General features: G+C 69.0%; 10 protein-coding genes. All 10 read right to left on the reverse strand.

Going from position 1 to position 11,507, the window contains the following annotated elements; genetic code table 11:
• Positions 1-185: 185 nt before the first annotated feature.
• Complete coding sequence (locus Ae150APs1_RS30045) at positions 186-785, reverse strand: HK97 family phage prohead protease (protein ID WP_075303135.1); 600 nt, start codon at positions 783-785, stop codon at positions 186-188.
• 180 nt (positions 786-965) lie between these two features.
• Entirely contained in the window at positions 966-1,394 is a 429-nt protein-coding gene (locus Ae150APs1_RS30050; RefSeq protein ID WP_075303138.1) for a hypothetical protein, read from the reverse strand.
• Positions 1,391-2,542: a phage portal protein gene (locus Ae150APs1_RS30055; protein WP_249266627.1), complete on the reverse strand. Its 1,152-nt coding sequence runs from the start codon at positions 2,540-2,542 to the stop codon at positions 1,391-1,393. Before Ae150APs1_RS30055 ends, Ae150APs1_RS30050 begins: the two co-directional genes overlap by 4 nt.
• Positions 2,543-2,866: 324 nt before the next feature.
• Positions 2,867-4,117: a terminase gene (locus Ae150APs1_RS31755; RefSeq protein ID WP_139317313.1), complete on the reverse strand. Its 1,251-nt coding sequence runs from the start codon at positions 4,115-4,117 to the stop codon at positions 2,867-2,869.
• A 477-nt stretch (positions 4,118-4,594) separates the two neighbouring features.
• A complete protein-coding gene (locus tag Ae150APs1_RS30065; protein WP_075303145.1) occupies positions 4,595-5,206 on the reverse strand; it encodes a hypothetical protein in 612 nt (203 codons plus the stop codon).
• A gap of 510 nt (positions 5,207-5,716) precedes the next feature.
• On the reverse strand, positions 5,717-7,264 hold the full coding sequence (locus tag Ae150APs1_RS30845; protein WP_083680721.1) for a DnaB-like helicase N-terminal domain-containing protein: 1,548 nt from the start codon (positions 7,262-7,264) through the stop codon (positions 5,717-5,719).
• Entirely contained in the window at positions 7,261-8,280 is a 1,020-nt protein-coding gene (locus Ae150APs1_RS32450) for a hypothetical protein (protein WP_139317314.1), read from the reverse strand. Before Ae150APs1_RS32450 ends, Ae150APs1_RS30845 begins: the two co-directional genes overlap by 4 nt.
• Entirely contained in the window at positions 8,277-9,074 is a 798-nt protein-coding gene (locus tag Ae150APs1_RS30090) for a hypothetical protein (protein ID WP_075303153.1), read from the reverse strand. The genes Ae150APs1_RS32450 and Ae150APs1_RS30090 overlap by 4 nt, the downstream gene beginning before the upstream one ends.
• Positions 9,071-9,478: a hypothetical protein gene (locus Ae150APs1_RS30095; protein WP_075303155.1), complete on the reverse strand. Its 408-nt coding sequence runs from the start codon at positions 9,476-9,478 to the stop codon at positions 9,071-9,073. The genes Ae150APs1_RS30090 and Ae150APs1_RS30095 overlap by 4 nt, the downstream gene beginning before the upstream one ends.
• A 1,202-nt stretch (positions 9,479-10,680) precedes the next feature.
• The coding region (locus Ae150APs1_RS30110; RefSeq protein ID WP_139317315.1) for a replication initiation protein at positions 10,681-11,507 on the reverse strand (827 nt) is incomplete at its 5' end.

The following is an 11,507-nucleotide window of genomic DNA, read 5'->3' on the forward strand; positions in this document are numbered from 1 at the left end:
TAGCCGCGAACGGCCCGCCCATCGCTGCCGCTCGGGCGAAGTACTGACTTGGTTGTTGTTGTTGGGACCAAAGGTGTACCACAAGGCCCTGTCCGGGGCGGTCCGGGGGGCGGTGCCGGCCCTCGGCCCGCCCCCGGTGACCTCTATATAGAGACCGCAGCTGCGCACCCCGCCGGACCGCCCCGCTACTCGACCGGCGGCAGCCGCGGCGCCCGCGCCAACACCTCCGCCAGCACCCGCCGCGACCGCTCCACCTGCTCACGCTCCACCTGCTCACGCTCCACCTGCTCACGCTCCACCGACCGCACCGCCGTCACCGACGCCGCCGCGCCGTACGCGCCCTCGCACACCACAGCGACTTCCCGCAGGTCAGCAGTCACCCGCTCCACCGTCCCATCCGACAGACGCCGGTTCTGACGCGGACGGAACCCGATCGACAGATCCGTCAGCGCCCCATCCCGCACCAGCTCCAACGTCTCCTCACCCAGCGGCGTCGCCGACACCCGGAACACGCCGATCAGACCCGCCGGGTCATCACGCAGCTCCAACGTCCGCCCGATCACTCCACCACCCGACGCCAGATGCCCCCGAGCAAACCGCACCCTGTTCGCCGCCGCCAACTGCCGATTGAACGCACCCCTCGCAAACTGCTCGGTCAGCGACTCGTCGATCACCTGCGCCCGCCCATACGGCACCGCGATACCCACGATCGTCCGACCATCACCGCCCTGACCCGCACCACGAATCTCCAGCTCAGGAGTGAACCGGCGAAACACCTCAGACACGAACAGTCCCCCTCCGGACCTGGTTGGACAGAGCCAGACCCGGATGGGTCTGCCCATGCACCGGACACAGCCCGTCCACGACGAGCCCATGCACACCCGGCACACATCCCGGGACCTGACACACCGCCGGCTCCACCGGCTCCGCCGGGTCGGCCTGGCGGCGACGAGCACGCGCCGCCATCAGATCCCCCAGCCCGCGCCGGAGTCGAACCCATCCGGGCCCAGATCCGTCGACAGCGACACATGCAGATGACCCGTGTGCGGATTCGCGCCCCGATACGGCCGCCACCGCCGGAAATCCGGGGTCGTGATCCGCCCATCGAAGATCACGTAGCCGCCCGGGACCAGCCGCCGATCACCCCGCGCACCCACCACACGCAGGTGCTCCGCCAGCCAGCCCGCGTCGATCCCATCCGCGTCGACATCCCGGGCCCGCACCACCCCGACACCATCCTTGACCAGCCACGGATTGTGATCCGAGGCGCGCTTCGCGTGCGCCGCGTCCCCGATCGACCCGTCCGAAGCACGGTCCCGGCCCGGCCACCGCGCGTTCACCTCCGCCACCAGCACCTGCCCCGCCGTCGCGTTCCGCCAACTCGTCACCGTCACCGCGGCCTCCTCACCTGCGCCGTACCCGAACCAGCCGGACCACCCGGCCGCCCCTCGCCGTTGCCGTCTCGCTCGCCCTGGTCGTCCTCGTCACCAGCCCGCCCGGGCCCCGGCCGGGGAGCCACCGGGGCCCGAGCAGCCATCTCCGCACGCTGAGCAGCCGTCAGCGGCGGCCGATCCTCCAAAGCCCGCACCTCATCCACAGTCAAAAACCCTGCCTCAATCGCCCGAGCATGCGACTCATACCGCGTCCGCGTATCCGCACGCAGCAACGCATCCAAATTCGCCTTCGCCGACGTCCCCCGAGGCAAATGCGCCGAAAACGCCTGCTCAAACCGAGCTAGATGCCCCCCCAAAGAAAACTTCACCAAATTGATCGCCTCACCCTCAATATTCGAATAAACCCGCGACGACCGCGACACCCCCAGCCACGACGGATCCAACCCGAAAATCAACGCGATCTCACCCACCGAGAACTCCCGAGCCTCCAACAGCTGCGTCTCCGACGGATTCCACGACAACGGCTCAATCGACGTCCCCGAATTCGTCACCGCCGGCGACCGCGTCCGCTGCGACCGCAGAAACGCCGCCTTCAACTCCGCCGCATCAGCAGCCGTCAGATCCGGATCACTCGACTTAATCCACACCGACGGCACCCCCGCCTCCGCGACGCCACCAGCCTGACGCGCCAAATCCGCCGACAGCCGCAACGCCCCATCCAGATGGCACTCCAACACGCCCATCCCCCGCAGCGCCCCCGGCCGCGACGGACCCTTCACATGCAGCACATCGTCATGCCCATACCAACGCTGACCAGCACCGGAGCCGATCCCGTACCGCACCGCACCCGACTCAGCCCGCGAGATCGCCACCTGCTCGGCCGCCACCGGCACCACCGCCGACGCATGCCCGTGCCGATCCCGATCCGCCACCACCGCCACCGCGTTCCCATGCCAGATCAGATCCAGCGCCAACGCCGAGAACGTCGCCATCCGCGTATCCGGCGGGTTCGGCTGCTCCAACAGCGCCGGTGTCGGATCCACCCGCTCCGCCGGCCGATCCCCCCGCGACCGCAACGCCCGCCACGGCACACCACCCAACAGATCCGACAACAGCAACGACGCCCGCCACGCCCCCGGATGCGCCATCCCACCCCGATACGGGCCCCGCGCCCACTCCGGGCCGAACCCATCCGGCGGCGACGCGATCACGAAAGACCCCGCCGACACCCCCGACACCGTGTCCGTCACCTCATAGCGCAGCGACCGCGACAGCCAACGCCCCAAACCCACCTACGACCCGTCCTTCCAACCCAGACGCGGCGCCGACAACTCCGCCAGCACACCGACCACCACCAACACCAACCCACCGACGAACAGCAACCACGCCCACCCCGCCAACAGGAAAAACCCCACCAACGCCGACACCACACCCACAACCTGACACCCCAACCCAAACACCCGACCAGCCCCTCAGAAGATCGCCGCACGCGGCGGACGCTCCGGCAACGGCACCGTCCGCACCACATGCACCGCACCCGCCACCGCATACGCCGCATCCACGTGCCCCACCCCGTTACGCGTGAACCGCCACCCGTCCCCCGACGCGAGCTTCTGCGCACCCGCCAAATGCGCGTCCAGCAGCGGATCCCCCGGATGCCGCACCCGAGACGCCGCCACCAGATCCGCGAATCCCTGACACACCTGCGCCACCTCACCGCCAGCCAACGCCCGCACCAGCCGCCCCGACGACTCCAAACCCCGAAACTCCGCGCTCAACGCCCCCGCCGGCCCCCCCGGAAACCACCCGACCACATACGGAGACACCGCCTCCACCAGCGGATCCGCCCCCAAAAACAGATCCCGACGCGCCGCATCCGTCGACTCCCACGCCCCCAACACCTCCACCCGCACCCGACCGTCATCCAGCACCGCAGCACCCACCGCCGTCACATGCAGACCATCCGGCGCCACATCCACCGCCAGACCCACCCGATCCCGCACCGCCTCCAACGACACCCCCGGATCAGCAGCATCACGCCACGCCGCCACATCCACCGCCGCATTCAACTGCTCCACCCGCTGACACAACCGCTCCGTCCGAAACACCGCAGGCGGATCCATCACCAACTCACCACAAACAGCCCGCTCCAAACTCGGAACATGCCCCAACGCCGGATTCGAACACACCCACCCCGAACGATCATCCAACGCCACACCATCCGGAGCCGACCACTCAAACAAACCCAACGACTCATCCTCCCCCGACAACCCCGCCGCACGCAACGAATTCAACACCACCGAATTATCGTCCCCCGCATTCGAAATCCCCACCGTCAACGCATCAGGACGCGCCGACGTCGTCTTCGACAACGCCGACCACGACCCCCAATCCCGATGCTCACGCAACTCATCCAAAATCAACAAATCAACCGACAGGCCACGACCCGCCGACCGCGTCGCAGCAGCAATCCGATACCGCGACCCATTCCCTAACGTCAAACACTGCTCACCATTCGCCCGACGCACCGCATCCACCTCAACACCCGCCCCCACCGGCGCATCCCGAGCCACATCCACCGCACCTTGCCACGACTCCCGAGCGATATCCGCCGACTGCGCAACCCCCAACACCAACCGCGCACGCCCCGACGCCATCGCCCACAACGCAACAATCTTCAACAAAAACGACTTGCCATTCTGGCGCGCCACCAACGTCAACACCGTCCGATAGCGCAAACCCCCACCCTGACGCCTCTCCAGCGCATGAATAAGCCACCACCGCTGCCACGGCAAAAGACGCTCACCCAACCGCCCCGCAAACCGAACAGCCTCAAACCCAAACGACGAATCCTCCGACAGCGAACACCCACACCCACACTTCCCCGAAGGCCCCTCGATCAACGGCCTAGACCACAGCCGCGGCATTGTCGACCCGACCAACGAAGAACCATCCAGAAGCTCGGACATTCACGCCTCACCGCGACGAATCGCGCCCTTTCTGCACATATTTACACCGCTTTCTGGGGGTCGCCTTGCGGGGCCATTCATTGCTCGATCCTTTTCATTTAACAACCCTCAGAATCGTGCAATCCAGCCCCTGGGGTACGTGTCCGTAAAGAGAGAAACACGGATAGCGCGCTGCCCCTGACCTGCGTAAACAATGAAAAAATGGCCTTTCCAGAATGCTCAGAAGAGCCATTACCGAACCGCAGAGCGTCTGAATTCGGCCTGGCCTGGCGACTGCGCTGTATCGGGCCAGCGAACGGACTTCCATACGGAGGAGTCCTTCTCGACCCAGGGCCCGGGCCATCCGAGCCAGTGGGCGCCGAGGGCGGCGAGGGCGGCGGCGTCGATCTCGTGCTCGGTCATGGTGTCGGTGTCGTGGTGGGGCCAGAGGGTGGCGATGGCGTGTCGCATGTCGTGTTTGGAGGCGTGGCCGGCGCCGGTGGTCCAGCGCTTGAGGGTTGCTGGTGGGCAGGTGGCGATGGGTATTCCGCGGTGGAGGAGGCCGGTGATGGTGTTCCACCAGGCGGCGGCGCGTTCGTGGTGGTGGCCGTGGGTGGAGCCGTAGCTGGGGGCTTCGATGACGGCGAGGGTGATGTCGGTGTTGATGCTGGTGAGGGCTTGGTTGGTGGCGTGGTTGATGCGGGCGGCTGTGGGCGCGAGCCCGTGCGCGGGTGGGCTGGTGTGTGTGCGGGTGCGTGGGGGGTGTCCGGGGGTGAGGGTGGCGGTGGCGAGGGCGGCGAGGCCGGGGTCGAGGCCGTAGACGGCGGGCGGCGGCTTCTGTAGGGGGCCGTTTTGGGCTCTCATTTGGCTCCTGACGGGTTTTCGGGGTTGCCCTGGTGTGGTGGGTAGGGCGAACCGGGAGATTCGATCTGAGGGCTTTGTGTGGGGGTGTTCCACCAGTGGGTGGGTCGGGGTGCGGGGTCGCCTCGGGTGGGGTCGCCGATGGCGGCGTTGCAGGCGGCGCAGGCGCTGACCAGGTGTTTCGGGTTGTCGCCGGTGGTGTGGCGGGAGCCGAGGTGGTGGACCTGGGTGGCGATGGCGGTGCAGGTGGGGCCCTGGATGCGGCAGCGGTGGCGGTCGCGGTCGAGGACGGCGGCGCGGATGCGGCGCCAGCCGGGCGGTGAGCCGCCGGGCCAGTGCCGGCTGGGGCGGCGGCGGGTCACCGCCGGACCGCCTTCAGTGCGTCCCGTCCTGTGTCCTTGTCTGTGATTCCGTCGGGAGCGTCAAGTGCGTCCCGGGCCCCTCCGGGGGAGGGGCCCGGGGACGCACTCGACTTGACCGCGTCCCGGACACGGTGGGACACACGGGACACGGTCATGTTTGAGGGCCTTCCGAGGGGCCCGCGGAGGCCCCTTCGAAGGGCCTCAGGAGGACATGGACGTAGCTGCCTCGGGGGCCGTTCTCGACGGCGATGTAGCCGTCGTCGACGAGGGCGGCGATCGCGGCGCGGATGTCCTCACCGCGGCCCTTGACGCGGTCGATGATCCCGCGCACCGTCAGTGGCCCGTCGGCCCTGGTCAGGGCTTTGCTGACGCGGCCCATGAGGACGGTGGGGCGGAACGTGTCGGTGCGGTCGTCTTCGGTTGCGGGCGGGACGACGGCGGCGTTGAGGACGGGCTTACGGCCGGGTGGTTGTACGGATTCGAGGACGAGGTCTCCGTACCAGTGCATGCCGGTTTCGTGGCGCCACGCTTTCTGCCGGAGCTGTCCGGGGCGGTCTTTCGCGATGAGGATCGTGGTGGTGCCGGTTCGGCCGGTGCCGAATGGGTGCCGGTTGTCGAGGATGTAGGCGGCGCCGTCGATGGCGGCAAGTTTGTGCTGGCCGCCGATGGCGTAGCGGCGGTCGCCGTCTCGGGCCTTGACGATGTGGTCGAGGCAGATGACGGCTGCGCCGGTGTCGGCGATGCGGCGGGGCAGTAGCGCGGTGAAGCGGGCGATGTCGGTGTTGTCGAGTAGGTCGAGGCCGTGGAGTGCCATGGCCTCGGTGACGCCGTCGAGTACGGCGATCGTGGGCTGGGTGACGTGGAGGTGCGCGTCGAGCATCGCTTGGTTGTTTCCGCTGGTCACTGCGTCGGTGGGGCGGATGTAGGAGAAGTGGTCGCGGATGGTGGGTGGGGCGGCGCCGAGGTCGAGGAGGCGCCCGACGATGCCGGTGTCGTTGTCTTCGAAGTCGATGTAGAGGACGTGGTGGCCGGCGGTGAGGTGCTGGGCGCAGGTGTGTAGCGCCAGCCAGGACTTCCCGGCTTCGGGCGCGGCGGCGATGGAGTGGATGCGGCCTGGGTAGAACAGGTGGGCGCCGTCGGTGCGGGCGCCGATGGTGGGTGTGGCGGGTGGTGTGAGTCCGGCGAGGGCGTCGGTGAGGTCTTTCGTGGCCCAGCCGTGGGTTGGGGCGGGTATGTCGAGGTCGGTGAGGGTGTCGCGGGCGCGGGCGAGGATGTCGGCGAGGCGGTCTGCGGGGGCGGTGGTGACGAGCTGGTGGGCTCGTGTGAGGCCGTCTGTGGCGCGTCGGCGGGCGGAGTGGGCGGTGATGATTTCGGCGGTGCGGGTGATGCTGGTGCCGGGTGCGGCGGAGTCCATGAGGGTGAACAGGTAGGTGCCGCCGCCGATGCGGTCGAGGTCGCCGGCGGTGCGCAGGGCGTCGAGGACGGTGACGGGGGTGACGGTGTCGCCGGCGTGGTGCAGGGTGGTGATGGCGGCGTAGATGATCTGGTGTTTCGGGTTGTAGAAGTCGCTGGTGGCGAGGGTGGTGGCGGCTTCGGCGGCGCCGTGGGGGCCGTTGTGGAGGATGAGGCCGAGGGCGACTTGTTCGGCGTAGGTGTCGTGGGCCGGTAGTGGGGCGGCGTCGTCGCGGGGGCGGGTCATTGTGGGCCGTTCTGTGCGGTGAGGGCGCCGGGGAGCCCGTCTGGGTGTCCGGAGTTGCGTAGGGCGGTGAGGGCGTCGATGACGGTGGTGGTGTCGGCGCGGTTGAGGCCGGTGGTGACGGGGCGGCCGAGGAGGCGGGCGGCGATGTCGTGTCGGGCGTCGCGGGTGGTGGCGCCGGCGTCGCGGAGGAGTGCCTGGAGGAGCCGGTTCTGCGCGGGGCTCGGCGCGGTGTCGGGGGCGTCGTCGTCGCCGGCGGCGGGTGGCGGGTCGGCGGGGGGCGTCGGGGCCGGCTCTGGTGTTGCGGTAGCGTCGGGTGCGGGGCGATCCGCGGTTCTGACTTGGCGCGGATCGCCCCCTTCGCGTTCTGGGGCGTGGCCGGGTTCGTTGGGCAGCGGGGGACCGCCGGCGGGCGGCGCGGCTGTCGGTGCGCGGCGGGCGGTGCGGCGAGGGCCGGGCGCCGGGGCGGTGCCGGGTGTGGGTTCGGCGCGGTCGGCGAGTTCTTCGGGTGTGTAGGCCAGCCCGGAGATGACGTCGGCGAACTTGCGGCGGCACAGTCGTGCGGTGGCGCGGGCTACGAGCTTGTCGGCCGGGTAGTCACCGAGTTGGATGCGGGCGCGTTTGGCCTGGTCGGCGGTGAATTCGGCTTCGGTCCAGTCGGTTTCGCCGGTGCGGCGGCCGCGGATGATCGCGCGGTGGTCGGTGGCTTCGACGTAGTCGATCTCGTGGCCGGCGGCGAGGACGAGGGCGCGCATGAGGTGTGCGGACTGTCCGGGGCGTCCATGGACGATGTATACGTGTTGAAGGGCGGTCATGGGGGGGATGCCGAGTTCGCGGCCGGCGAGGATCGCGGCGGTGACGACGGCGGGTTTGCCGCGCATCTCTTTGGGCACGAACTCGGTGCCGGCGACGCTCTGGGCTAGGCGTGCGATGTCGGCGACGACGGTGGTCCAGCTGTCGGTGTCTGCTGCCGGGGCGGGGAGCGCCGGTGGTGCCGGGCGTGGTTCGAGGTCGGTCACGGGGCGTGCTCCAGTCGGCGGCGGCGGGTGTCGCGGGCGGGGGTGAGCGGGTCGCCTACCAGCTGTTTCGCGGTGGTGGTGGTGAAGTGGGCGATCTGTTGGGCGTAGAGGAACGTGCGGTGTTCGTCGGGTCCGGCGGTGATCGGTAGGAGTGAGTAGCCGTCGCTGCGGAGGTGGAGTCCGAACACGGCGTCGACGGCGGGCATGGGCTGCTCGGTGTCGTCGGTGTCGAGGTAGGTGTCGGCGTAGCGGTAGGCGGCGAGCTGGAGCGCGGTTTCGCCGAAGATCCCTGACCTGCTGGTTTTGATGTCGAGTAGGGCGCGGCCGTGGCCGGGTAGGTCGACGATGGCGTCGAGGGTGCCGGCGTAGCCGTGGGTGTGGGAGACGACGACGGTTTCGACGAGGACGGGCGTGGGTGTCCAGTCGTCGACGAAGGCGATGTAGGACTCGACGTGGCCGGCGACGCTGTCGGGGATGTCGATGTGTGCGCCTTGGAGGTAGCGCTGGGCGAGGTCGTGGACTTCGGTTCCGCGGTTCGCGGCGGCGTCGCGGTCGGCGTAGCGGGCCTTCTGTAGGGCCGAGAGCCGCTTGGACGGGGGAAGTTCGGAGAGTTCGTCCCAGCGGTCGATGGCGGCGTTGGCGGTGGTGTTCGCGGCCCAGTTGACCAGGGCGGGTTTCGGGATGCCGTCGCTCAGGATGGTGGTGACGCCGGGGACCTTGAGGCCGTTTGCGTCTTCGTAGCGGTGGCCGCGGCCGTAGCGGCGGCGCCGGACGGGCCCGGTGTAGGTGGTCATGCCCAGTCCAGGAGGTTGTCGATGCCGGGGACGACGTGCAGGTCTGGGTAGTCGTTGCGGTCGAAGCGTCGGATGAACGCGGCGACGTGGTCGGGCATCGGGGCGATCGCGGGTCGGGTGTCGGGGTCGCCGGGTGCCCAGAGGTCCCAGCCGAGGTGGTCGACGTAGAGCACGGCGTAGGGGTCGAGGCCGGTGAGTGCGGTGAGGTAGTTCGCGATGGCGCATCGGCCGGGGTCGCCGCAGACGCCGCGGATCCCGAGGCGGTGGAGGCGGTCGGCGATGGCGTCGGGGCCGTGGAGGTCGTTGAGGCGGTGGAGGGCGGCGGTGATGTGGGCGCGGATGGCGGTGCTGGGGGAGCCGGGGTCGGCAACGGTGTTTTGGGCAGGGGAGATGGACTGCGTCATCGCAGGTGGGCCTTTCTGGGTGGCGTGATGGGGCGTTTGAAAGTCCCCCCCCCCTTTTTTTTTGGGGGCGATCATTGCTGGTGGGGCTATGCGGCGGTGCCGTGTTGGCGCTGGACCCAGGTGTTGTAGCTGTGGACTGGGTAGCGGATTTGGCGGCCGGCGCGGATCCAGGGCGGGCCGAGGCCGGTGGCGCGCCAGCGCGTCAGTGTTGCGGTGCTGACCTGCAGGGCTCTGGCGATCTGGGGAGGTGAGAGGTGCGAGGAGGCACCTTCTGAAGTTGAGAGCACGAGCCCCCCCCCCTTCGTTCTTTATGTGCCGATCTGCTCTGATCTGGCAGGTGACTTAGGTGTACCTAAACTCGCAGGAGGAGCGCCAGTGTCGAATACGCAGTCACGCGACAGCACTGAGTGATACTCGGCAGCAGGAGGGGAGAAATCGGACGGCTCGCGGAGCGCATCGTTCGTCACAGGAACCTTGCGGGCGCCCAGTCGTTGCGTGGCGGCGCCGATCGGCCTCAGACCTCCCCGGAGGCTCCCCGCGCACGCCCTCGACCGTCACCAGGTCGGACAGGAGCCGCGGCGACCCGCCTGAGACGAGGCTGTCCCGCTGCTAGCGGAAGGGGGATCGGGAGGCCGTCTTAGGCCCGATCGCTGCGGCGGGTGCCGCGTGCCTGTGCGAGCGCTGCCGCGCCGGCTCTGTAGCGGCTGATCTCTGCGTAGGCGCAGCCTTGAAGGCGCAGAGCAACGACACGATCCCGGCGGCGCGGAGTCAGGGCGCCCATTCAGGAGGCCAGCTCGGTGATGGCGACGTTACCTGTGTCGCCCGGCATGTGGCGGGCGCTCCGCCTCTAGCTCACGCTGTACTGCGGCGTACTCGCCCTTCCGGCGGGCGTCATAGAGCAAGCACACCACGGCGCGGTAGCTGCATTCCATCGCCTCCGCGATCTGATGGCAACGCAGTCCTTCGAGCTGAAGGCGAGCCGCGCGCTCTCGACGCGCCTTCGCGCGGCCTAGGTACTCGGCCCGGGGCTCGGCGACCATGTTGCAAACAGTGCGCGGAGTGACGCCGAGGATATCGGCGGCTTCCCGCGCGGTTATCTTTCGGCGCTTGGGGGTTCGCGCAGGCATGTGCCACTCCTTCGTCTGGGCGGCCTGTCGGGGCGCTCCAGGAGATTTTATGCAAGCTGGGGGCCAGGGCAGCGCTCACAGCGCCAAGGTCTCGGCGAGGGCGCGCAGCCGGCGAGACTGCTCGGCTCTCGCTGCTCCTCCCTTGGCGGCTCCTTTTCGTCCGCGTGCGGCCTGGATGGTGATGAACGTGGCGTCGTAGACGGCCGGGCCGTCGTTCCACATCCGGGAGTGGTGGATGGTCCAGCCCGAGATCGACTTCCCGATGTGGTCGAGCTCGTTGTCCGACAGCGGCACGGAGAAGTCCGCGTTTCGTAGCGCTAGCTCCCGCGACACGGTCGCCCGGAACCCGTCCGGGTCGCCCCAGTGGTGGCGGATTGCCCGATACCCGAACTGACGCACCGAGTGGAACAGCGTCTCGTTACGGCCGTAGCCGACCGGGGCTCGCCGGCGTTGCGCGTGCCAGCCGCGCGAGGGCATGTGCCCGGCCGGGGCGAGCACGCCCTGCATCTGCCGCAGCGTGTAGGTGCGTTTGGACAGCAGGTGGCACAGATGGTCCGGCGAGAGCGGGTTCTTCATCATCCGGCCGGTGTAGGCGGGGTCGCCGTCGACGGCGCGGCGGAGCGCTTCTTCGATCGCCTGGGCCAGGCAGAGCGCTTGGCGGGAGCCGTAGTTGGTGGCGTTGACCGGGACGGTGACGGGCCAAACCGCGTGGGCGTGGCCGTTAGCCGGGTTTTCGATGATCGCGGCGGGCATCGGGTGGTTCCCGAGGCTCGACAGGGCGCGGAGGACGGCGTCGGGGTGGTCGACGTCGATGACGAGCAGTCGGATGAGCGGGTTCGGGTTGACTTCGATGTGGCGGCGGCGTAGCGCGGCGGTGCGGGGCATGCGGCGGCAGCCGGCAT

Source organism: Pseudonocardia sp. Ae150A_Ps1 (assembly GCF_001932315.1).
Classification (GTDB): domain Bacteria; phylum Actinomycetota; class Actinomycetes; order Mycobacteriales; family Pseudonocardiaceae; genus Pseudonocardia.